We start from the raw sequence: 22,342 nt of genomic DNA, 5'->3' as shown, positions 1-22,342 counted from the left end.
GCAAAAAGTTTCAGCCAGGCTCGCATTGGAATCGTTGATGAACATCAACCGTCTCTCAGAATGCGCTCCCCCTCTTGTTCGACGTTCTCAAATTGGCCACGGTAGACCGCCCACCACAGGCCCGCGAGCACAAACAGCACCAGCACCACCGACAGGGGAATCAGCAGGTAAAGAATGTCCATGTCAGGCCACCTCCAGGGATACGGCCGCCGTCTGCGGCGGGTTGGATGAATACACGGCGCCGTCCGCTACCTCCGGCGCGCGTGTCAGGCGTGCCGCATTCAGCACGACCAGCAGCGAGCTGAGCGCCATGCCCAGCCCGGCGAGCCAGGCCGGCATATACCCGGCGATCGCCAGCGGCACGCTCAGGGCGTTGTAGCCGGCCGCCCACCACAGGTTCTGGCGCACGATACGCAGGGTGCGGCGCGCCAGCAGCAGGGTCTGCAGCACAAGGCCGAGATTCTCGCCCATGACGACGAAGTCGGAACGCGACTGTGCCAGCGGCACGGCGCGCCCGAAGGCGAACGAAACATGCGCGCCAGCCAGCACCGGCCCGTCGTTGAGGCCGTCCCCCACCATGGCCACATGGCGGCCCTGCCCCTGCAGGGCCTGCAGGCGCTCCAGCTTGTCCTGCGGCGTGCAGTCTCCGTGGGCCTCGCCGATGCCCGCCTGCGCGGCCACCCGCTGCACGGCCGCCGTGCGGTCGCCCGACAGCAGCTCGACCGCCACTCCCGCCGCGCGCAGGCCATTCACCACCGCTGCCACCTCGGGGCGCAACTCCTCGCTCAGGTCGAAGCGTGCCAGCTCCGCCACCACCCCGCCCTGCTCTGCCGACAGCACCACCTGCTGCGCTCCGCCCTCGCTGGGCACCGCGCGCGCATGCGCGGGAGAGCCCAGGCGCAGGATCTGCGGCGCGGCCCGGTCCTGCCCCGCGTGGCGGGCCTCGGCAACCAGGCCTGCTCCCGCCAGTTCCTGCACGGCATGCACCGTCCAACCCTGCGCGACCGGCGCCCCCTGCTGCGCCGCCGCTACCAGCGCGCGCGACACCGGGTGCAGCGAATGCCGCGCCAGCAGTGCCGCCAGTGCCAGCGCCTCATCCTGAGTCAAGCCGGCCTGGGCCGCCACATGCGTGGCGCGCACCCCCAGTCCGTCGCTGGTGAGCGTGCCCGTCTTGTCGAACACCACGGTGTCCACGGCGGCCAGCGCCTCCAGCCCCTGCAGGTTGCGCACCAGCACGCCACGGCGCGCCAGGGTGCCCGCGGCCGTGAGCATGGCCACGGGCGTGGCCAGCGACAGCGCGCAGGGGCAGGTGACGATGAGCACCGCCACCGCCACCATGAGGGCATGGCTCGGGTCGCTGGGCCACCACCAGACCGCGGCCAGCGCCGCAGCCAGGAGCACGGCCACCAGGAACGGGCGCGCCACGCGGTCGGCCAGTTGCGCCAGCCGCGGTTTCTGCAGCGAGGCGCTCTCCATGAGGGTCACGATCTGCCCGAAGCGCGTGCTGGCGCCCAGGGTTTCGACCCGCACCTCGACCGGGGAGCGCAGGTTGTAGCTGCCCGCCGTGACGAAGCTGCCCTGGGGCCTGTCGACAGGCGTGGACTCACCCGTGAGCAAGGCCTCATCCGCCTGGGTGTTGCCGGACAGGATGCAGCCGTCGGCCGGAAAGGCCTCGCCCGGCAGAACCCGCACCACGTCGCCCATTTGCAGGCGCCGCGTGGCCACGCGCACAAAGCTGCCGTCCGCGGCGCGGCGCTCCACGCTGTCGGGCAGGCGGTTCATCACGGCCTCCAGCGCCCCGGCCGTGCGGTCGCGCAGGCGCAGCTCCAGCCAGCGGCCGGTGAGCAGGAAGAAGACGAACATGGTCAGCGAGTCGTAGTACACCTCGCGCCCGAAGGGCCCGGTGGGGTCAAACGTGCCGGCCATGCTCACGATGAAGGTGATCAGCATGCCCAACGCCACCGGCAGGTCCATGCTCACGCGGCGCTGCCGTATGTCGCGCAGCGCACTGGAAAAGAACGGCCCGCAGGCAAACAGCACCACGGGCAGGCTGATGACCCACGAGGCCCAGCGCAGCAGCTGCTCCATCTCGGTGGTCAGGTCGCCGGGCATGGCCTGGTAGGCGGGCCATGCGTACATCATGACCTGCATCATGCAAAAGCCCGCCACCAGCCAGCGCCACAGGGCGCGGCGGTGTTCGCGCTGGCGCTGCTCGCGGGCGAAGGCATCCATGGCGGGCATGGCGCGGTAGCCGGCCTTGCGCACGGCCTCCATCCACTGCGAGGGCAATGCCTGCGTGGGGTCCCAGACCACGCGCGCCCGTCGCGTGGCGGCGCTAACGTCGGCCTCGCTCACGCCGGGCACCCGGCGCAGCGCGTCCTCGATGGTCAGCGCGCAGGCGGCGCAGTGCATGCCCTCCAGCACCACATGCGACTCCCACGGCGTATCGGCCGACGGCTCTTGCGATGCCGGCACGCCGCACGGCCTGCCGAATGCCGACCACTCCTGCGGATCGTCCAGCAATGCCGCAGCACCGGGGCCAGGGGCTGCTTCAGGCACGACCATGTTTCCAGCGGTCGCCAACGAGCCGGCAGAACTATTTGACATGTGCTCGAGGCTATCCGTATTGCGTGACAGACTCATTGACTTGAATCAAGATACAAAATGTGAGCCATCCTATGCTCATTCCCAACTTCAACCCAGCATGAGGAACTGCCCATGTACAAACGCATCCTGATCGCCACCGACGGCTCCCCTCTGTCCGAGAAGGCCATCGACAGCGGGCTGTCGCTGGCCGGCCTGACTGGCGCCTCGGTCATCGCCCTCAAGGTGGTGCCGCGCTATCCGCGCAGCTACTTCGAAGGCGGCCTGCCGGTGGACCCGACCGACATCAAGCGCATCGAGAAGCAGTGGAGCGACGCGGCGCAGGAGCTGGTGAACAAGGTCAAGGCGCGCGGCACGGACGAGGGCGTGAGCGTCAAGGCCGTGGTAGCCAAGTCGGACCTGATTGCCGAGGCCGTGATCTCCGCCGCCAAGAAGCACAAGTGCGATCTGATCGTCATGGCCTCGCACGGCCGCAAGGGCCTCAAGCGCCTGCTGCTGGGCAGCGAGACGCAGCATGTGCTGACGCACTCGCACATCCCGGTGCTGGTGCTGCGTTAAGCAGCAAAACAGCCTTCAGCGCTTTACTGCAAAGCGCTGATAGCTATATATTTTATAGCAACAAACATACATGAAAGGCGGCTTGTCCGCCTTTCATGCCTTCACGCGGCACCCTGTCCACTCAGGCGAACAGCGCCTTGTACTGGTCGCGCAGCAGGTTCTTTTGCACCTTGCCCATGGTGTTGCGCGGCAGCTCGGTGGTGACGAAGCAGCGCTTGGGGATCTTGAAGTTGGCCAGCTGGGACTTGAGCTGGGCGACGATGGCCTCGCCATCCACCCGCTCGCCCGCCTTGGGAATCACCACCGCCACGCCCACCTCGCCGAAGTCCGGGTGCGGCACGCCGACCACGGCGCTCTCCATCACGCCGGCCATCTCGTTGATGTAGCCCTCGATCTCGGCCGGATACACGTTGTAGCCGCCGCTGATGATCAGGTCCTTGCTGCGGCCCACGATGCTGGCATAGCCACGCTCGTCCACCTTGCCCACGTCGCCGGTCTTGAACCAGCCGTCGGCGCTGAACTCTTCCTTGGTCTTCTCGGGCATGCGCCAGTAGCCCTTGAACACGTTGGGGCCCTGGACCTGGATGTTGCCGATCTCGCCCACGGGCACCGGCTGGCCGGCGTCGTCCACCACGCGCAGGCCCACGCCGGGCAGCGCAAAGCCCACGGTGGAACCGCGGCGCTCGTCCTGGCCGCCGTGGCGGGCGTCGGCCGCATAGGGGTTGGAGGTCAGCATGATGGTCTCACTCATGCCGTAGCGTTCCAGAATGGTGTGGCCCGTGCGGTCCTGCCATTCCTTGAAGGTCTCGATGAGCAGCGGCGCCGACCCTGCGATGAACAGCCGCATGTGGCTGGCCGCCGCCTGGGTGAGCGCGGGCTCGGCCAGCATGCGCACGTACAGCGTGGGCACGCCCATGAACACGGTGGCGCGCGGCATGGCGGCGATCACGGCCTTGGGGTCGAACTTAGCCATCCAGATCATCTTGCTGCCGTTGATCAGCGCGCCATGGATGGCCACGAACAGGCCGTGCACGTGGAAGATGGGCAGCGCGTGGATCAGCACGTCGCCCGGCTTCCAGCCCCAGTAGTCCTTGAGCACCTCGGCGTTAGACAGCAGGTTGCCGTGCGTGAGCATCGCCCCCTTGCTGCGCCCCGTGGTGCCGCTGGTGTAGAGGATGGCGGCCAGGTCGTCCGCCTTGCGGGGCACGGTCTGGTGGTCGTTGCCGCAATGCGCGGCGCGCTCCAGCAGGCTGCCCGTGCGGTCGTCGCCCAGCGTGAACACATGCTGCGTGCCGGCCGTGAAGGCGATCTTCGACACCCAGCCGAAGTTGGCCGGCGTGCACACCACCACCGCGGGCTCGGCGTTGCCGATGAAGTACTCGATCTCGGCGCTCTGGTAGGCCGTGTTCAGCGGCAAAAACACATAGCCGGCGCGCAGGGTGCCGAGGTACAGCAGCATGGCCTCGACCGACTTCTCCACCTGCACCGCCACGCGGCTGCCCTCGGGCAGGTTCAAAGACGCCAGCAGGTTGGCGATGCGCGCGCTGGCCTGGTCCAGGTCGCGCCAGCTGTAGTTCAGCGGCTCGCCCGCGGGCGACGCTGCCTCGACGGCGATCTGGCTCAGGTCGGAAGGGAATGCGGCGCGCAGCGCGGCAAAGAGGTTCTGGTTGGAAGTGCTCATGATCTACAGGCCCAAAGAATCAGAAAACGGGGGGACGCTTGGCCAGAAAGGCCGCAATCCCCTCGCGGTGTTCGGCGCTGTCGGCGTAGGCATAGGGATCCGCCAGCACCTCAGGCAATTCAAAATTAATAGCACCTTGCGCTTGATGGATGGGCGCTTGCGGCATATTCAACCCCTTCAGCGCCCGCAGCGTCCGCTTGTTGAGCCGCGCCGCGCCGGGTGCCAGCGCGGCCATGCGCAGCGCCGTGCCCAGGGCCTGGGCGTCCAGCTGCTCGGCGTCGACCACGCGGCTCAGAAAGCCGCGCTGCGCCATCTCCGCCGCGCTGAAGGTCGCGGCCTCCAGCAGCATCTGGCGCGCGGTGACCTCACCCACCGCTCCGGCCACCAGGGCGGCCTCGCGCGGGGCCATGGGAAAGCCCAGCTTGGCGATGGGCGCGCCAAAGCGGGCGCCGCTGGCGGCGATGCGGATGTCGCAGCAGCTGGCGATCTCCACCCCCGCGCCCATGCAGGCCCCGGCGATGCGCGCGACGATGGGCACGTCGCAGGCCAACATGGCTGCCAGGCCGCCCCAGACGTCGTTCTCATGGAAGTCGCGCAACTGCGCGGCGTCAAAGCGGAAGGCCGGGTACTCGGAGATGTCGCCCCCCGCGCAGAACGCCTCCCCCGCCCCTTCGATGAGCACGCAGCGCGCATCCGTGCTGCGCTGAATGCTCTCGAAAACAGAGCGCAACTGGCGCCACATGGCGCGCGACATCGCATTCAACCGCCCGTCATGGCGCAGCGTCACGCGCACCACGCCCCGGCCGGCGGCCTCTCCCGCGGCCATGGCCGCCACTACTTCACCCGACATGCAATTGCACCCTCTTCCCTGCACGGTCCGCCGGCCGCGCCGCCGGAGCCCCGGCCGCGCGGCTTGGTCTATCGGTCCGCGCTACATCACTCCAGCTTGGCGCCAGAGGCCTTCACCACCTGGGCCCAGCGCTTGACTTCGCCGCTGACCATCTTGCCGAAGTCCGCCGGCGACAGCGTGCCGAACTCCGCGCCGTTGCCGGCCCAGATGGTCTTGATTTCCTCGGCGGCGCCGATCTTGCGGATTTCCTCGGCAATGCGCGCCTGCATGTCGGCCGGCGTGCCCTTGGGCGCCCACAGGCCGTACCAGGTGGACACCGTGTAGTCCGGCAGGCCCACCTCGGCCGCGCAGGGCACGTCGGGGAAGGCGGGATTGCGCTTGGCGCCCGACACCATGAGCGCCTTGATGCGCCCGCCCTTGATGTGCGCCGCCGAAGAGCCCAGGCCGTCGAACACCATGTCCACGTTGCCCGCGATCAGGTCCTGCAGCGCGGGGCCCGCGCCGCGGTAGGGGATGTGGGTGATGAAGGTGTTGCTCTGCAGCTTGAACAGCTCGCCCGCCAGGTGGTGCGAGCTGCCCGAGCCGGCCGAGCCGTAGTTGAGCTTGGCGGGGTTGGCCCTCACGAAGTCCAGGAACTGCTTCATGTTGGCCGCCGTCACGTTGCGCGGATTCACCACCAGCACCTGCGGCACGCTGGCAAGCAGGGCCAGGGGGATGAAGTCCTTCTCGATGTCGTAGTCCAGGCGGGGGTACATCGAGGGCGCGATGACATGGTGCGTGCCGCCCATGAACAGCGTGTAGCCGTCCGGATGGGCCTTGGCCGCGAAGCTCGCGCCCACGGTGCCGCCCGCGCCGCCGCGGTTGTCCACCACCAGCGTCTTGCCCGTGGACTTGGAGAACTGCGCCGCCAGCGGACGCGCGAATGCGTCCGTGCCGCCGCCCGCCGGGAAGGGCACCACCAGGTTCACCGGCTTGGCGGGCCAGCCGCTGGCCCCCTGCGCCCAGGCGCCGCCCGTGGCCAGCGCCAGACCCGCGGCCCCTGCGGCGCGCAGCATGTCGCGCCGCTGCAGTGCGCCGGTGGATGAATGGCCGATGTGGTCTCTCTCACGCATGGTGTCGTCTCCTTGTTTTTCCGTTGTTGAAATCATGAAGGGTGCCGCTCCCTGCCGGCGGCCGCTGGCGAGCATACAGGGCCAGCGGCCCCGGCACGCCACGGCAAACTGCGTGTTCAGTCACGACAGAGGCTGTCGATGTCGCCCGACACCGGCACGCGGCCCTGGGCCAGCAGCCCCCGGTGCCTGTCGATGCGCTTCAGGTCGTAGAGGTAGTTGACCATGAGCCCGAAGGACTGCTTCACGCCCTTGGCCGACGGGTCGCCCGCCCAGTTCAGGCGCTCGACGCGCGCGCCGTTGCCCAGGTGGAAGCGCGCCACGGGGTCCACGGGCTTGCCGTCCTGCAGCTCGCGCCCCAGGTAGCGGGCGGCGCACTGCATGAGCAGCTGGCGCACGGGCGCCTTCGGGGGCAGCTCCAGCGCCTTGTCGGCCGCGGCCAGCACATGGGCGGCCTGCGGCGGCTCGAAGCCCACGGCGCGGCCCAGCTCGGCCAGGCGCTTTTCGTCGAGCTGCTCCAGCTGCGCCGCGCAGTTCTTGGCCAGCCACGCGCGGAAGCCGGGAATGGGCGACAGCGTGGCGAAGGTGCGCAGGCGCGGGAACTCCTCGGTGAGCGTCTCCGCCACATGCTTGATGAGCGAGTCGCCGAAGCTCACGCCGCGCAGCCCCGTCTGCGTGTTGCTGATGGAATAGAAGATGGCCGTGGTGGCGCGCTTGATGTCCACCGGCGCGGCGGCCTCGTCCAGCAGCGGCGTGATGCTGGGGGAAATCTCGTTGACCAGCGCCACCTCCACGAAGATCAGCGGCTCGTTGGGCAGGCGCGGGTGGAAGAAGCCGTAGCAGCGCCGGTCGCTGTCCAGCCGGTTCTTCAGGTCGGCCCAGCTGCGAATGTCGTGCACCGCCTCGTACTTGATGAGCTTTTCGATCAGCGAGGCCGGCGAGTCCCACGACAGGCGCCTCAGCTCCAGAAACGCCACGTCGAACCAGGTGGAGAACAGCTGCTCCAGCTCGGCGTCGAGCGGCAGCAGGCGCTTGTCGCTCTTGAGCAGGGGCAGCAGCTCGGCGCGCAGGTCCACCAGGAAGCGCATGCCCTCGGGGAACACCGCGAAGCGCTGCAGCAGCCGCGTGCGCGGCGACACCAGGGCGCGGCGCAGATGGGCCTCGGCCTGGGGCGCGTCGGCCGTGCCGGCGGCGGCCTCGTAGCGCTGCTGGGCAGACTTGAAGCGCGTGGCGTCGGGCACGAACTGCTCGCACATCAGCAGCCACAGGTCGCGCCGCTCCTCGGCAGGCGCCTCGGCATACCAGGCGGCGACGGCCTGGGCGCGGCGCCCGCCCTCGATCTCGCTCACGCGGGGCGCCACCACCTCCTGCAGTTCGCCCAGCACGCGGCGCAGCGCGCGCGGCGACAGCGCCTCGCCGCTCTTGCGCAGCGTGGCCTGCAGGCGTTCGTGGGTGGAGCGCTCGGGTGCGGCGGCCGCCTTGGGCGCGGCCGCGCCCTGCTCCTTGGCGGCTGCGTCCTTGCCATCGGCCGACCGCAGCCGTCCGACATTGCGCGAGATCCAGGTAGAGGCGGCGTTCATGGTGCTATCCGGGAAGGGTGGTGGTGGGCAAGTTCGCGCAGCGCGTCGCGCTGCGCCAGAAGGTGGTTGCGCATGGCCTGCTCGGCGCCCTGGGCGTCGCGCCGCTTGAGCGCGGCGAACACCTCCAGGTGCTCGGCCAGGCTATGCTGCAGGCGGCCCGGCAACTGCAGCGTCTGGTGCCGCGCCAGGCGCAGGATCTTGCGCAGGTCGCCGATCACCTGGGCCAGCCAGCGGTTGTCCGCCAGGGTGATGAAGGCCTCGTGGATCGCGTAGTTGGCCTCGTAGTACTCGGTGATGCGGCCCGCCTCGGCATGCTCGCGCAGGCGCTGGTGCAGCACCTCCAGCGCGGCGATGTCGGCCGCGGCCGCGCGCTCGGTGGCCTCGTAGACGGCACGGCCCTCCAGCAGCGCGATCACGGGGAAGATCTCCTGCAGGTCGCGCGCCGTGATCTCGGCCACGAAGCAGCCGCGGCGCGGCTCGTGGCGCAGCAGGCCCTCGGCCGCCAGCACCTTGAGCGCCTCGCGCAGCGGCGTGCGCGACACGGCCAGCCGCTCGCACAGCGCCGCCTCGTCCAGAAAGCTGCCCGGCGCCAGTTCGCCGGCGAAGATCTGCTCGCGCAGCATCTCGGCGGCTTGGTCGTGCAGGGAATTGGCAACGGGGCGCATGTCGGCAAGTCAGCGGCGGATTGGTGGCAAAGGGGCTATCTATCCATCAACGGCAGGCAAAGCAGCGCGAAACCGCATGATTTCGCGTAATTTCAAATAATTATGGAGAAACCCGCCACGCTGGCGATGGGTAGTAACACCAAGACGCGGGGATAAAGGGCGCAAGTGATGCCTGCTTGCAACACCGGGCCTGACGGCCGGCCGGGCGGCCGCAGGGCAGCCGGTGCGGCATGGTGCCGCACCACTATCAAAAAATGAGCTATCAGCGCTTACCCAGTAAGCGCCAGAGGCCTTTTTTATTATGAATTCAGTGGCGCAGGCTGCTTTTGTGCCCACAGCCACAGGCCCACGCCGGCCAGCACCATGGGGATGCACAGCCACTGCCCCATGCTCATGCCCAGCGACAGCAGGCCCAGGAAGCTGTCGGGCTCGCGGAAGTATTCGGCGATGAAGCGCAGCGCACCATAGCCCACCAGGAAGGCCGCCGCCACCTCGCCGCGCTTGCGCGGGCGGCGGGCATACAGCCACAGCAGCACAAACAGCAGCAGGCCTTCGAGCAGAAACTGGTAGATCTGCGACGGATGGCGCGCCAGCATGGAGCCGCTTTGCGGAAACACCATGCCCCAGGGCAGGTCCGGCGGTGCGAAGCGCCCCCACAGTTCGCCGTTGATGAAGTTGCCGATGCGCCCCGCCGCCAGCCCCGTGGGCACGCAGGGGGCCACGAAGTCGGCCACCTGCAGCCAGGGCCTGCGCCGCGAATGGGCAAACCACAACATGGAGCCGATCACGCCCAGCAGCCCGCCATGAAAGCTCATGCCGCCCTGCCAGATGTAGAAGATCTCCAGCGGGTGGCCCAGGTAGTAGCCCGGCTTGTAGAACAGGCAGTAACCCAGCCGCCCGCCCACCACCACGCCCAGCACGCCAAGGAACAGAATGTCCTCCACATCCCGGCGCGACCAGGCCTGATCGCCGCGCAGCGCGGCATAGGGCTGGTGCCGCAGGCGGCGCATGCCCAGGAACATGAACAGCGCGAACCCGGCCAGGTAGGTCAGGCCATACCAGTGGATGGCCAGCGGCCCGACCTGCAGGGCCACGGGATCGATTTGCGGGTACATCAGCATGGCGAACATTGTGCCGCAGCGGCATGACAGCCCCGCGCGCGCTCACACCACTGCGCACGGGGTGAATGCTTCGCCTCCCATGGCAGGAAATGTGCGAACAATGTCCTTGCTGCCATGCCGCGCCCGCCCCACACTGCAGGCATGCCACAGCCCACTGCTCGCCCCGGCCCCGCCACCCCGCCCCCCCGCGCCCGAGAGGGCCACCGCGTGCTGTGCCTGGCCTATCCCGGCGTGATGAGCCTCGACATCACGGGCCCCATGCAGGTGTTCGCCACCGCCAACGACCTGCGCCGCCAGCAGGGCCTGCCCCCCATGTACCGGCTGGAGCTGCTGGCCGCCGCGGCCGGGCCGGTGACCACGTCCTGCGGCCTGCAGCTGGTGGCCCAGCGCGCCTGGCGCCAGGTGCGCGCGCAGGCGCAGTGCACGGTGCTGGTCCCCGGCGGCGACGGCGTGGACGCCGCCCAGCACGACCCCGACCTGCGCCGCTGGCTGCAGGCCATGGCGCCCCGGGTGCTGCGGCTGGGATCCGTGTGCTCGGGGGCGCTGGTGCTCGCGCGGGCGGGCCTGCTGCAAGGGCTGGACGCCACCACGCACTGGTGCCGGCTGGACGAGCTGCGCGCCATCAGCCCCGACTCGCAGGTGGACGCCGACCGGCTGCACACCTACGACGCCGGCCACCCGGTGTACGGGCGGCGCTTCACGTCGGCCGGCGTCACGGCGGGCATCGACCTGGCCCTGGCGCTGGTCGAGGCCGATCTGGGCCGCGCCATGGCGCTGTCGGTCGCGCGCCAGCTGGTGATGTTCATGCGCCGCCCCGGCGGACAGGCCCAGTTCAGCCCGCTGCTGTCGCCCGAGGCCGTGCACGCGCCGCGCCTGGCGCGGCTGCTGGAGTGGATTCCGGGCCAGCTCGGCGCCGACCTGGGCATGGAACGGCTGGCCGCGCAGGCCTGCCTGCCGCCGCGCACGCTGGCGCGCGTGTTCCAGAAGGAGCTGAACACCACGCCCGCGCGCTACGTGGAGCGGGTGCGGCTGGAGGCCGCGTCGGCCCTGCTCGCGCAGCAGCAGTCCTCCGTCGCCACGGTGGCGCGGTTGTGCGGCTTCGGCCATCCCGAGAACCTGCGCCGCAGCTTCCACAAGCACCTGTCCGTCAGCCCGCAGGCCTTCGCCGAGCGTTTCGGCGGCGGCTGACGCCACCGCGTCCCCTTTTCCACTCTGCCGCCTTGCCAGGGCGCGGCGCCGCGCCGGGGCGGCGCGCGCCCTTTTTTCCAAGGTCCACACCATGCTGCTCAGACGCTACCCCGCCCTGCCCCTGCTGTTCGCCGCCCAGGCGCTGTACTGGAGCTGCTCGATCATCGGCATCACGCTCACCTCGCTGGTGGGGCGCGAACTCGCCGCCCAGCCCTGGCTGGCAACGCTGCCGCTGGCCCTGCTGGTGGCCGGCACCCTGCTGGCCGTGGGGCCCGTGGCCCGCTGGATGCAGGTGCATGGCCGGCGCACGGGGCTGCAGCGCGGCGCGCTGCTGGGCATGGCCGGCGGCGGCGTGAGCGCGCTGGGCATCGCCCTCGGCAGCTTTGCGTGCTTCAGCCTCGGCTGCATGCTGGTGGGCGCCTACCAGGCATCCGCCGGGTTCTACCGCTTCGCCGCGCTGGAGGGGGTGGACGGCGCCCACAAGGGGCGCGCCGCGGCCTGGGTGGTCGCGGGCGGCATTGCCGCCGCCCTGCTGGCGCCCACGCTGGCGCTGCACACGCGCAACCTGCTGGGCGCGCCCATGGCGGGCGCGTACGTCTGCATCAGCGCGCTGGCGGCACTGGCCTGGTGCGTGCTGCGCTGGCTGCCCTCACCGCCGGCGCCGGCGATGGCGATGGCCGCGCCTTCGGCCGCCCAGGCCCCCACGACCACGCGGCGCGCGCTGTGGCAGCGGCCCGACCTGCGCGCGGCGCTACTGGTGACGGCGGCTGGGCACGGGCTGATGGTGCTGGTGATGAATGCCACGCCGCTGGCCATGGACCTGTGCGGCCACGGCCTGGCCACCTCGGCCCAGGTGATTCAGTGGCATGTTCTGGGCATGTTTCTGCCGTCGCTGTGGGCCGGCGCGGCCCTGGACCGCTGGGGCGCGCGGCGCGTGGCCTGGGCCGGCGTGCTGCTGCTGGGCGCCAGCGCGGCCTGGGCCCTGTCGGGCACGGGTGTGCCGCATTTCCTGGTCAGCTCGCTGCTCCTGGGCGCGGGCTGGAACCTGACGCTGCTGGCGGGCACGACGCTGCTCGCGCAGTCGCACAGTGCGCAGGAACGCGCCACGGCCCAGCCGCTGATGGAGTGGGCCAACAGCGCCATGGCGGCGGGCATGTCGTTCGCCTCGGGGGTGCTGATCCAGACCGCGGGCTGGCAGGCCGCCAACCTGGCAGTGCTGGCGGTGCTGGCTGCCATGGCTTGGTGGCTGCGCACGCCCCGGGCCGCCGCGGTGTCCCCCGGCAGCACCTGAGGCGCCTGGCCCCGGTCGGCTTGCCAGTCGGATCTGTCCGGGATTGAGGAGGTGAAGGACCCGGGCCGTGGGCGATACTCGGACGCAACGCAACCCTCACGAACGAACGCACAACGACATGCAAGGCCATCCCGAAGTCATCGACAGCCTCAAGGACCTGCTGCGCGGCGAGCTGGCCGCGCGCGACCAGTACTTCATCCATTCGCGCCAGTACGAAGACCAGGGCTTCACGCGCCTGTACGAGCGCATTGGCCACGAGATGGAGGAAGAGACGCAGCACGCCGACGCCATCCTGCGCCGCATCCTGATGCTGGGCGGCAAGCCCGACATGCGCCCGCACGCCTTCACGCCGGGCGACACGGTGCAGGAGATGCTGCGCAAGGACCTGGACACCGAGTACAGCGTGCAAACGCACCTCAAGGCCGCCATGGCCCTGTGCGAGACGCACCGCGACTACGTGAGCCGCGACCTGCTGCTGGCCCAGCTGCACGACACCGAGCAGGACCATGCCTACTGGCTGGAGCAGCAACTGGGCCTGATCGAGAAGATCGGGCTGCAGAACTACCTGCAAAGCCAAAAATGAAACCAAAAACGGCCGCAGCGCCCTTCTAACAAGCGCGAATAGCTATATTAAATATAGCAAACAAGGCACTGCTGCACCTACGCGAGCCTGCGCGGCCCGTCAGTCTTCCTGCAGCCGCGCGAACTCCTCCACCAGAAAGTCGATCAGCGCACGCACGGCCGGCAACTGGCCCCGGCGCGAGGCGTACACGCAGTGGATGATCTCGCGGCGCGGCCCCCAGCCGGGCAGCACATCGACCAGGGCGCCGCTGGCCCGCTCCCGCTCGATGAACATGTGCGGCAGCTGCACCACCCCCACGCCGGCCACCGCCGCATCGCGCAGGGCGAACAGGGACCCCGTCACATAGCGGGGGCTGTGGCGCACCTCGGCGCGCGCGCCCTCGGGGCCCAGCAGCAGCCAGCGGTGTACCTCCTGCGGCGCGCCCCGGTCCATGCTGGGCCAGGCCGCCAGGTCCGCCGGCCCCAGGGGCCGGCCGCCGCAGCGCTCGACCAGGGCCGGGCTGGCCACCAGGCATTGTCCCCGGTCGGACAGCATGCGCATGAGCAGGTCGCTGTCCTCCAGCGGCGGCGGGCGCACGCGGATCGCCAGGTCGATGCCCTCGGCCACCACGTCCACCCGGCGGTTGGTCTCCTCCAGCTGCAGACTCACGCGCGGGTAGCGCGCCATGAAGGCCGCCACCATGGGGCCCACGCGCGCGGACAGCAGCGCCACGGGACAGGACACGCGCACCGCGCCGCAGGGCTCGGTGTGCAGCACGGCCACGGATTCCTCGGCCGATTCGGCCTCGGTCAGCATGGCGCGGCAGTGGGTGTAGTAGCGCTTGCCCACCTCGGTGACCGCGAAGCTGCGCGTGGAGCGCATGAGCAGTTGCACGCCCAGGCGCCGCTCCAGCAGCGCCACGCGGCGGCTGAGCTTGGACTTGGGCACCCCCAGCGCCCGGCCGGCGGGCGCAAAGCCGCCGTGCTCCACCACCTGGGCGAAGAAATACAGGTCGTTCAGATCGGGTAGGGCCATTTCACTGTTTCACTCATGGAACGCTGAAGGCAATTATTGCCATCTACCGCAATCATCGTTCAAAACCCATACTTGCTCCATGTTCAACGGCAGGCCCGCCCTGCCACTCTGAGGAGTCACGCGATGCTGAAGAAAATCCTGGGTGTGTATGCCGCCCCCCGCCCCCACTGGGTGGGCGACGGCTTTCCCGTGCGCTCGCTGTTCAGCTACGGCGACCACGGCAAGGCGCTGAGCCCCTTCCTGCTGCTGGACCACGCCGGCCCCCAGCGCTTCGAGCCCGCCGACGCGCCGCGCGGCGTGGGCGTGCACCCGCACCGGGGTTTCGAGACCGTGACCATCGTCTACGAGGGCGAGGTGGCGCACCGCGACTCCACCGGCGCCGGCGGCCTGATCGGCCCGGGCGACGTGCAGTGGATGACGGCCGCCTCGGGCATCCTGCACGAGGAGTTCCACTCCGAGGCATTCACCCGGCGCGGCGGCATGCTGGAGATGGTGCAGCTGTGGGTGAACCTGCCCGCCCGCGACAAGCTGGGCGCACCCGGCTACCAGACGCTGCTGAACCAGGACATCCCCAGCGTCGACCTGCCCCACGGCGCGGGCCGCGTGCGCGTGATCGCCGGCGCCTTTGGTGGCCATGCCGGGCCGGCGCGCACGTTCACGCCCATCAACGTCTGGGACATGCGCCTGAACGCCGGCGCCACAGCCGACCTGACAGCCACGCCGGGCCACACGCTGGCGTTGGTGGTGCTGCACGGCACGGTGCTGGTCAACGAGCACGAGGTGGTGCGCGAAGGCCAGCTGCTGCATTTCGACCGGGGCGGCGACCAGGTGCGCCTGGAGGCCCACAGCGACGCCACGCTGCTGTGGCTGGCTGGCGAGCCCATTGACGAGCCCGTGGCCGGCTACGGCCCGTTCGTCATGAACACCCAGGCCGAGATCGCCCAGGCGCTGACCGACCTGCGCAGCGGCCGCTTCGGCCGCCTGTGAGCGGGCGCCCGGGCCCCGCCGCGCCACAACCTTTCCGATTCCCCCACCGCGCCCCTCCCGGGCGCATTTCTCACCTCAAGGAGATACCCATGCGCAAACCCTACACCCGCCTCGACAAGCACAACGCCGCCGTGCTGCTGGTGGACCACCAGACCGGCCTGCTGTCCCTGGTGCGCGACATCGACCCGGACAAGTTCAAGAACAACGTGCTGGCCCTGGCCGACATGGCCGAGTACTTTGAGTTGCCCACCATCCTGACCACCAGCTTCGAGAACGGCCCCAACGGCCCGCTGGTGCCCGAGCTGAAGGAGAAATTCCCCACCGCACCCTACATCGCCCGCCCCGGCCAGATCAACGCCTGGGACAACGAGGACTTCGTCAAGGCCGTGAAGGCCACGGGCAAGAAGCAGCTCATCGTGGCCGGCGTGGTGACGGAGGTCTGCGTGGCCTTCCCCGTGCTGTCGGCCCTGGAAGAAGGCTTCGAAGTGTTCGTGATCGCTGACGCCTCGGGCACCTTCAACAGCATGACCCAGCAGGCCGCCTGGAGCCGCATGGAGCAGGCCGGCGCCCAGCTCATGACCTGGTTCGGCGCGGCCTGCGAGTTGCACCGCGACTGGCGCAACGACGTGGAAGGCCTGGGCGCACTGTTCTCCAACCACATCCCCGACTACCGCAACCTGATCAACAGCTACGCCACGCTGACGGCGGCCAAGTAAGCCCCGGCCGCCCCACGGCACCGCGCCCGCCCGGGCCGCGGTGCCGCCGCGTCAGGCGATGGGCACGTTGACCATGGTGGCCTGCATCAGGGCCACCACCTTGTATTCCGGGCCATCGCCGGCGAATGCGCGCACCTCGCCGGTACACACCGTGAGCGAGCGCCCCGCGTTCTGCACCTTGCCCACCGCCAGGAAGCGCACGCCCTTCGCCGGCCGCATGAAGTTGGTCTTGAACTCCGCCGTGACGATCTCACAGCCGGGCGGCGACTTCGTCAGCGCCGCGTAGCCGCAGGCGCTGTCCACGATGCTGGTGACCGCGCCCGCATGCACGAAGCCCTGCTGCTGCGAGAGGTGGGTGGAAAACGGCATCTCGATATGCACCTCGCCCTCCTGCACCAGCGCCAGCCGCGCGCCGAGGGTGGCCATCAGTCCTTGCGCATCGAAACTGCCGGCAATGCGTTGCTGCAGATCGTTCATGGTCGTTCCTGTCGTTATGTGAGGTTCAGCCCGCCGTCCAGCAGCAGTATTTCACCGGTCATGTAGTCGCTGGCCGCCAGCAGGGCAACCGCCTGGGCAATGTCCTGCGGCTGGGCGGCGCGGCGCATGGGAGAGCGGTCGCGCCACAGCGCCTGTGCGGCCGTCCAGTCCGCCGTGAGCGGTGTATCCACGAGGCCCGGCGCGACGGCATTCACGCGGATGCGCGGTGCCAGCGATAGCGCGAGCAGCCGCGTCATGTGGTTGAGCGCGGCCTTGGTCGCCGCGTAGGGGATCGACGCCCCCTTGGGCCGCACGCCCGCGTGCGAACTGACGTTGACCACGCAGCCCGGCCGTCCGCGGTTCGCCGCTGCGTCCAGCGCAGGCTGGGCCTCGGCGATCAAACGGAACGGGGCGATGACGTTGACCTCGTGCAGCGCGCGCCAGATCTCGGGCGTGGCCGCGTGCAGGTCGCCGTGGGGCACGACGCGGCTGATGCCCGCGTTGTTCACCAGCAGGTCCAGCCGGCCCCACCGGGCCACGGCCTCGCGCACCAGCCGCACCCGGTCCGCGTCCACGGCCAGGTCGGCCTGCACGTAGGCCGCCCGGCCCAGTTCGGCGGCCATGGCCCGGCCCGTCTCCACGGAGCTGCGGGAATGCAGCACGACCGCATACCCGTCCTGGGACAGGCGCCGCGCGATGGCCGCGCCGATGCCCGAGGTGGAGCCGGTGACCAGCGCGACGGGTGCGGTGCTCAATCGAGCAGCGACAGGTCGCGCACGGCGCCCTTGTCGGCCGACATCACCAGCTTGGCATAGGCCTTGAGCGCGGCCGACACCTTGCGCGGGCGCGCCTTGGCGGGCTTCCAGCCCAGGGCGTCCTGTTCGGTGCGGCGCTTGGCCAGCTCTTCGTCGCTCACCAGCACATTGATGGTGCGGTTGGGGATGTCGATGCGGATGCGGTCGCCGTTCCTCACCAGGCCGATGGCGCCGCCGGCCGCGGCCTCGGGCGAGCAGTGGCCGATGGACAGGCCCGACGTGCCGCCCGAGAAGCGCCCGTCGGTCAGCAGCGCGCAGGCCTTGCCCAGGCCCTTGGACTTGATGTAGCTCGTGGGGTAGAGCATTTCCTGCATGCCGGGGCCGCCCTTGGGGCCTTCATAGCGCACTACGACCACGTCGCCGGCCTGGACCTGGTCGGCCAGGATGTTGGCCACGGCCTCGTCCTGCGACTCGACCACGTGGGCCGGGCCCTCGAACACCAGGATGGAGTCGTCCACGCCGGCGGTCTTGACCACGCAGCCGTCCTGGGCGATGTTGCCGGTCAGCACGGCCAGGCCGCCTTCCTTGCTGAAGGCATGCGCGTACGAGCGGATGCAGCCCTCGGCGCGGTCCAGGTCCAGGCTGGGCCAGCGCGCGTTCTGGCTGAAGGCCACCTGCGTGGGCACGCCGCCGGGGCCGGCCATGTAGAAGGTCTTGACGGCCTCGTCGGCGGTGCGGGTCACGTCCCATTGCGCCAGTGCCTCGCCCAGCGTCTTGGCGTGCACGGTGGGCACGTCGGTGTGCAGCTTGCCGGCGCGCTCCAGCTCGCCCAGGATGGCCATGATGCCGCCCGCGCGGTGCACGTCCTCGATGTGGTACTTGTTGGTGTTGGGCGCCACCTTGCACAGCTGCGGCACGCTGCGCGAGAGGCGGTCGATGTCGGCCATGCCGAAGTCGATCTCGGCCTCTTGGGCGATGGCCAGCAGGTGCAGGATGGTGTTGGTGGAGCCGCCCATGGCGATGTCCAGCGTCATGGCGTTCTCGAAGGCCTTGAAGCCCATGGCGCGCGGCAGCACCGTGGCGTCGTCCTGCTCGTAATGCTGCTTGGCCAGTTCGACGATGCGGCGGCCGGCGCGCTTGAACAGCTGCTCGCGGTCGGCGTGCGTGGCCACCACGGTGCCGTTGCCGGGCAAGGACAGGCCCAGCGCCTCGGTCAGGCAGTTCATGGAGTTGGCGGTGAACATGCCCGAGCAGGAGCCGCAGGTGGGGCAGGCATTGCGCTCGGCCTCGGCCAGGTCGGCGTCGCTCACCTTGCTGTCGGCGGCCATCACCATGGCGTCGATCAGGTCCAGCTTCTTGATCTGGATGGTGGAGGTGCCGGGCACGGCCAGCTTGACCTTGCCAGCCTCCATGGGGCCGCCCGAGACGAAGATCACCGGAATGTTCAGGCGCATGGCGGCCATCAGCATGCCGGGCGTGATCTTGTCGCAGTTGCTGATGCAGACCATGGCGTCGGCGCAGTGCGCGTTGACCATGTATTCCACGCTGTCGGCAATGATGTCGCGGCTGGGCAGCGAATACAGCATGCCATCGTGGCCCATGGCGATGCCGTCGTCCACGGCGATGGTGTTGAACTCCTTGGCTACGCCGCCGGCGGCCTCGATTTCGCGCGCGACGAGCTGGCCCAGGTCCTTCAGGTGCACATGGCCCGGCACGAACTGGGTGAACGAGTTGACCACCGCGATGATGGGCTTGGAGAAGTCGTCGTCTTTCATGCCAGTGGCGCGCCACAGGGAGCGGGCCCCTGCCATGTTGCGGCCGGCGGTGGAGGTCTTGGAACGGTATGCGGGCATCGTGGTTGCGGAATCGGAAAAAGGGGAGAGGAAATTGCCTGTCGCATCGATGGCCCGCCCCTGCGCTTCTAGAGACGGGCACGCACCGCAGCGGAAACCTCTTGAGCCCCCGCCCTGGGCGAACTTTTTCATTATGTCGCACCCCTGCCGCTCGCGCCGGCGCGGGGCTTCGGGCACCGCGTTGATCCCGATGGACAGGCGCCGCGCAGGCACGCCACACTGCCGGCTTCACCGCCCGCATCCAAACCGCCATGACCGACCCCACGCCCCTGAACCGCCGCTCCGCCCACATCACCCAGGGCAAGTCGCGCGCCCCCAACCGCTCCATGTATTACGGCATGGGCTACCAGGAGGGCGACTTCGCCAAGCCCATGGTGGGCGTGGCCAACGGCCACAGCACCATCACGCCCTGCAACAGCGGGCTGCAGAAGCTGGCCGATGCGGCCATCGCCGGCATCGAGGCAGCGGGCGGCAACGCCCAGGTGTTCGGCACGCCCACCATCAGCGACGGCATGGCCATGGGTACCGAGGGCATGAAGTACAGCCTGATCAGCCGCGAGGTCATCGCCGACTGCATCGAGACCTGCGTGCAGGGCCAGTGGATGGACGGCGTGCTCGTCGTCGGCGGCTGCGACAAGAACATGCCCGGCGGCATGATGGGCATGCTGCGCGCCAACGTGCCGGCCATCTACGTCTACGGCGGCACCATCCTGCCGGGCCGCTGGAAGGGGCAGGACCTGAACATCGTCAGCGTGTTCGAGGCCGTGGGCCAGAACGCGGCCGGCAAGATCAGCGACCAGGAGCTCAAGGACATCGAGCAGCACGCCATCCCCGGCACGGGATCGTGCGGCGGCATGTACACGGCCAACACCATGTCATCGGCCTTCGAGGCGCTGGGCATGAGCCTGCCCTACTCGTCCACCATGGCCAATCCGCACGACGAGAAGCAGAACTCGGCCCGCGAATCGGCCAAGGTGCTCATCGAGGCCATCCGCCGCGACCTGCGGCCGCGCGACATCGTTACCCGCCACTCCATCGAGAACGCCGTGGCCGTGATCATGGCCACCGGCGGCTCCACCAATGCGGTGCTGCATTTTCTGGCCATCGCGCACGCGGCGGGCGTGGACTGGTCCATCGACGACTTCGAGCGCATCCGCCAGAAGGTGCCGGTGATCTGCGACCTGAAGCCCAGCGGTAAGTACCTCGCCGTGGACCTGCACCGCGCGGGTGGCATTCCGCAGGTCATGAAGCTGCTGCTGAACGCCGGCCTGCTGCACGGCGACTGCCTGACCATCACCGGCCAGACCGTGGCCGAAACCCTGGCCGGCGTGCCCGACCAGCCGCGTGCCGACCAGGACGTGATCCGCCCCATCGACAAGCCGCTGTACCCGCAGGGCCACCTGGCCATCCTCAAGGGCAACCTGAGCCCCGAGGGCGCGGTGGCCAAGATCACGGGCCTGAAGAACCCCGTGATCACCGGCCCCGCGCGCGTGTTCGACGACGAGCAGTCTGCGCTGCAGGCCATCCTGGACGGGAAGATCCGGGCCGGCGACGTGATGGTGCTGCGCTACCTGGGCCCCAAGGGCGGCCCCGGCATGCCCGAGATGCTGGCACCCACTGGCGCGCTGATCGGCGCCGGCCTGGGCGAGAGCGTGGGCCTGATCACCGACGGGCGCTTTTCCGGCGGCACCTGGGGCATGGTGGTGGGCCATGTCGCGCCGGAGGCGGCAGCCGGCGGCACCATCGCCTTCGTGCGCGAGGGCGACAGCATCACCATCAACGCGCACCAGCTCCAACTGCAGCTGAACGTGAGCGATGCCGAACTGGCGCACCGCCGCCAGGGCTGGCAGCCGCCCGCGCCGCGCTACATGCGCGGCGTGCTGGCCAAGTTCGCGTTCAACGCGGCCAGCGCCAGCAAGGGCGCCGTGCTCGATGATTTTGAATAGAAATGGCCCGTAGCGCTTGTCCATCAAGCGCCACAAGCTATCAATAGCATAGCAAAAAGAAAGGCCCGCAGTCGCATGTACTGCGGGCCTTGTGTCTGGCGGCAAGAATCTGGCCGCTTCAGCGCTGGCGGCGTGGCCCCATGCCCAGGGCCTCCTTGTGCTTGCTGATGCGTTCCTTCCTGCGCTGCTCCATCTTCTCCATGGCCTTGCGCTTGGTGTAGCCCGTGGCGTCGGCCCAGGCCCACCACGCGAATGCGACGGCGAAGGGCGACAGCACCCACCACCAGGACCATGCCGCCACGGGGCCGATCTCCAGATATTTGAGAAGTATCAACAAGACGCCCAAAAGCAACGCATACATGGCCACATCCTCCGTGCGGTGCGAGCTTTCGCGTGGAGCCCGTCAACCTCGAACACTACAATCACATTGAAGGCTAAATGTACTCCAACCCCTAGAGGAACCCCGCGATGAAGCGTACCCTGATCACCCTCGCCATGACGCTGTCGGTTGCAGCACCTGCATTCGCCGACCAGGCGCTCGCCACGTCCAAGAACTGCATGGCCTGCCATGCCGTGGACAAGAAGCTCGTGGGCCCCTCCTACAAGGACGTGGCTGGCAAGTACGCCGGCCAGGCCGGCGCCGCAGACAAGCTGGCCGACAAGATCATGAAGGGCAGCTCCGGCGTGTGGGGCCCCGTGCCCATGCCCGCCAATGCGCAGGTCAACGCGGCCGACGCCAAGAAGCTGGCGGCCTGGATTCTGTCGCTCAAGTAATCCCGACCGCGACAGGGCGCTCTTCGGGGCGCCCCTTCGACACAAGCCGCAGCGCTCTTCGCTCTGCGGCTTTTGTTTTGGTGTGTCAGGCGTGCGGGCCCGACTCGGTACGGGCAGGCAGCGTGGCTGCCGCCGCGCCACCGCGCCGTTGCAACTGGTCCTCCAGCTGTCCCAAGTAGGCGGCCGTGATGTTGTCGGACTCCTGCGCCCGCGCGCTCATGCGGGCCTCCAGCGTATCCAGGCGCGCCAGCAAGGCATCGTGGCCGGTACGGTGCTGCGTTTCCAAAAAAACACGCAGCTCGGTGAACCGCGACGCCTCTGCCCGGTCGGCCAGCTCGCGCTGGGCCGCCATTTCCTTGGCATGGCGGCGCGTCTCCATGAGCACCGAGCCCTGCAGCGTCAGTACATAGGCCAGGCAGAACGCGCCCAGCAGCGCGGTCAGCGCCAGCATGATGAGCCCGAGCGGCGCTTCCACCGTGGTGACGCCCAGCGACACGGTGGCGGGCGCGATCAGCGTCGGCCAGTTCAGCGCGGCCAAGGCGCCAATGGCCAGGACGATAAGCAGCAAGACAAGGGTTCTAAGGTGCATG

The 22,342-nt window shown here is 69.3% G+C and carries 22 protein-coding genes; 8 read left to right on the top strand and 14 right to left on the bottom strand.

The window, feature by feature from the left end; all coding sequences use genetic code 11:
• Nucleotides 1–44 precede the first annotated feature (44 nt).
• On the bottom strand, nt 45–182 hold the full coding sequence (ccoS, locus tag BP68_RS12015; RefSeq protein ID WP_152915866.1) for a cbb3-type cytochrome oxidase assembly protein CcoS: 138 nt from the start codon (nt 180–182) through the stop codon (nt 45–47).
• 1 nt (nt 183) lies between these two features.
• Complete coding sequence (locus tag BP68_RS12010; RefSeq protein WP_496372011.1) at nt 184–2,565, bottom strand: heavy metal translocating P-type ATPase; 2,382 nt, start codon at nt 2,563–2,565, stop codon at nt 184–186.
• Nucleotides 2,566–2,718: 153 nt separating this feature from the next.
• Between BP68_RS12010 and BP68_RS12005 the strand changes: the two genes are divergently transcribed.
• Nucleotides 2,719–3,162 carry a universal stress protein gene (locus BP68_RS12005; RefSeq protein ID WP_496372009.1) on the top strand — a complete coding sequence of 148 codons (444 nt, stop codon included), beginning with the start codon at nt 2,719–2,721 and terminating at the stop codon, nt 3,160–3,162.
• A 121-nt stretch (nt 3,163–3,283) separates the two neighbouring features.
• Here BP68_RS12005 and BP68_RS12000 read toward each other — a convergent pair whose 3' ends face one another.
• The 6 genes from BP68_RS12000 to lgt all read right to left on the bottom strand — a co-directional run bounded on the left by BP68_RS12000 (nt 3,284) and on the right by lgt (nt 10,168).
• Complete coding sequence (locus BP68_RS12000) at nt 3,284–4,843, bottom strand: malonate--CoA ligase (RefSeq protein WP_496372007.1); 1,560 nt, start codon at nt 4,841–4,843, stop codon at nt 3,284–3,286.
• Between the two features lie 19 nt (nt 4,844–4,862).
• The gene (locus BP68_RS11995) at nt 4,863–5,693 is read right to left on the bottom strand and encodes an enoyl-CoA hydratase/isomerase family protein (RefSeq protein WP_496372005.1); all 831 of its coding nucleotides are present in this window, start codon (nt 5,691–5,693) and stop codon (nt 4,863–4,865) included.
• A gap of 86 nt (nt 5,694–5,779) precedes the next feature.
• Nucleotides 5,780–6,805, bottom strand: coding sequence for a Bug family tripartite tricarboxylate transporter substrate binding protein (locus BP68_RS11990; RefSeq protein ID WP_496372003.1), 1,026 nt, complete (start codon nt 6,803–6,805; stop codon nt 5,780–5,782).
• Nucleotides 6,806–6,921: 116 nt separating this feature from the next.
• Nucleotides 6,922–8,382: a malonyl-CoA decarboxylase gene (locus BP68_RS11985; RefSeq protein WP_496372001.1), complete on the bottom strand. Its 1,461-nt coding sequence runs from the start codon at nt 8,380–8,382 to the stop codon at nt 6,922–6,924.
• Nucleotides 8,379–9,047, bottom strand: a complete 669-nt coding sequence (locus tag BP68_RS11980; protein ID WP_496371999.1) for a GntR family transcriptional regulator — start codon at nt 9,045–9,047, stop codon at nt 8,379–8,381. Before BP68_RS11980 ends, BP68_RS11985 begins: the two co-directional genes overlap by 4 nt.
• A 299-nt stretch (nt 9,048–9,346) precedes the next feature.
• On the bottom strand, nt 9,347–10,168 hold the full coding sequence (lgt, locus tag BP68_RS11975) for a prolipoprotein diacylglyceryl transferase (RefSeq protein ID WP_496371997.1): 822 nt from the start codon (nt 10,166–10,168) through the stop codon (nt 9,347–9,349).
• A gap of 141 nt (nt 10,169–10,309) precedes the next feature.
• On the opposite strand from lgt, the gene BP68_RS11970 reads away from it, so the two are divergent.
• The 3 genes from BP68_RS11970 (at nt 10,310) to bfr (ending at nt 13,230) form a co-directional block, all read left to right on the top strand.
• Nucleotides 10,310–11,356 carry a GlxA family transcriptional regulator gene (locus BP68_RS11970; protein ID WP_496371995.1) on the top strand — a complete coding sequence of 349 codons (1,047 nt, stop codon included), beginning with the start codon at nt 10,310–10,312 and terminating at the stop codon, nt 11,354–11,356.
• Nucleotides 11,357–11,447: 91 nt separating this feature from the next.
• Nucleotides 11,448–12,647 (top strand): MFS transporter, encoded by a 1,200-nt coding sequence (locus BP68_RS11965; protein WP_496371993.1) that lies wholly within the window; start codon nt 11,448–11,450, stop codon nt 12,645–12,647.
• 118 nt (nt 12,648–12,765) lie between these two features.
• Entirely contained in the window at nt 12,766–13,230 is a 465-nt protein-coding gene (gene bfr / locus BP68_RS11960; RefSeq protein WP_496371991.1) for a bacterioferritin, read from the top strand.
• 99 nt (nt 13,231–13,329) lie between these two features.
• Here bfr and BP68_RS11955 read toward each other — a convergent pair whose 3' ends face one another.
• The gene (locus BP68_RS11955) at nt 13,330–14,244 is read right to left on the bottom strand and encodes a LysR family transcriptional regulator (protein ID WP_496371989.1); all 915 of its coding nucleotides are present in this window, start codon (nt 14,242–14,244) and stop codon (nt 13,330–13,332) included.
• A gap of 123 nt (nt 14,245–14,367) precedes the next feature.
• Here BP68_RS11955 and BP68_RS11950 point away from each other — a divergent pair, with 123 nt between their 5' ends.
• Entirely contained in the window at nt 14,368–15,231 is an 864-nt protein-coding gene (locus BP68_RS11950; RefSeq protein ID WP_496371987.1) for a pirin family protein, read from the top strand.
• An 89-nt stretch (nt 15,232–15,320) separates the two neighbouring features.
• Nucleotides 15,321–15,947 (top strand): isochorismate family cysteine hydrolase YcaC, encoded by a 627-nt coding sequence (gene ycaC / locus BP68_RS11945; protein WP_496371985.1) that lies wholly within the window; start codon nt 15,321–15,323, stop codon nt 15,945–15,947.
• Nucleotides 15,948–15,998: 51 nt separating this feature from the next.
• Here the strand turns inward: ycaC and BP68_RS11940 are convergent, their stop codons facing one another.
• The 3 genes from BP68_RS11940 to ilvD (BP68_RS11930) are packed head-to-tail and all read right to left on the bottom strand — an operon-like array spanning nt 15,999 to nt 19,032.
• Entirely contained in the window at nt 15,999–16,424 is a 426-nt protein-coding gene (locus BP68_RS11940) for a PaaI family thioesterase (RefSeq protein WP_496371983.1), read from the bottom strand.
• 14 nt (nt 16,425–16,438) lie between these two features.
• On the bottom strand, nt 16,439–17,179 hold the full coding sequence (locus BP68_RS11935; protein WP_496371981.1) for an SDR family NAD(P)-dependent oxidoreductase: 741 nt from the start codon (nt 17,177–17,179) through the stop codon (nt 16,439–16,441).
• Nucleotides 17,176–19,032, bottom strand: a complete 1,857-nt coding sequence (ilvD, locus tag BP68_RS11930) for a dihydroxy-acid dehydratase (RefSeq protein ID WP_496371979.1) — start codon at nt 19,030–19,032, stop codon at nt 17,176–17,178. Before ilvD (BP68_RS11930) ends, BP68_RS11935 begins: the two co-directional genes overlap by 4 nt.
• 251 nt (nt 19,033–19,283) lie before the next feature.
• Between ilvD (BP68_RS11930) and ilvD (BP68_RS11925) the strand changes: the two genes are divergently transcribed.
• Nucleotides 19,284–20,978, top strand: coding sequence for a dihydroxy-acid dehydratase (gene ilvD / locus BP68_RS11925; protein ID WP_496371977.1), 1,695 nt, complete (start codon nt 19,284–19,286; stop codon nt 20,976–20,978).
• A gap of 118 nt (nt 20,979–21,096) precedes the next feature.
• Here the strand turns inward: ilvD (BP68_RS11925) and BP68_RS11920 are convergent, their stop codons facing one another.
• Complete coding sequence (locus tag BP68_RS11920; RefSeq protein WP_496371975.1) at nt 21,097–21,339, bottom strand: TIGR04438 family Trp-rich protein; 243 nt, start codon at nt 21,337–21,339, stop codon at nt 21,097–21,099.
• 107 nt (nt 21,340–21,446) lie between these two features.
• On the opposite strand from BP68_RS11920, the gene BP68_RS11915 reads away from it, so the two are divergent.
• Entirely contained in the window at nt 21,447–21,752 is a 306-nt protein-coding gene (locus tag BP68_RS11915) for a c-type cytochrome (RefSeq protein WP_496371973.1), read from the top strand.
• An 85-nt stretch (nt 21,753–21,837) separates the two neighbouring features.
• Here BP68_RS11915 and BP68_RS11910 read toward each other — a convergent pair whose 3' ends face one another.
• Nucleotides 21,838–22,341 (bottom strand): LapA family protein, encoded by a 504-nt coding sequence (locus tag BP68_RS11910; protein ID WP_496371971.1) that lies wholly within the window; start codon nt 22,339–22,341, stop codon nt 21,838–21,840.
• Nucleotide 22,342 lies beyond the last annotated feature (1 nt).

This window comes from Diaphorobacter oryzae DSM 22780 (assembly GCF_059568935.1).
Note: the sequence above shows the minus strand (reverse complement) of the source record. Positions and strands in the feature narration are given on the sequence as shown.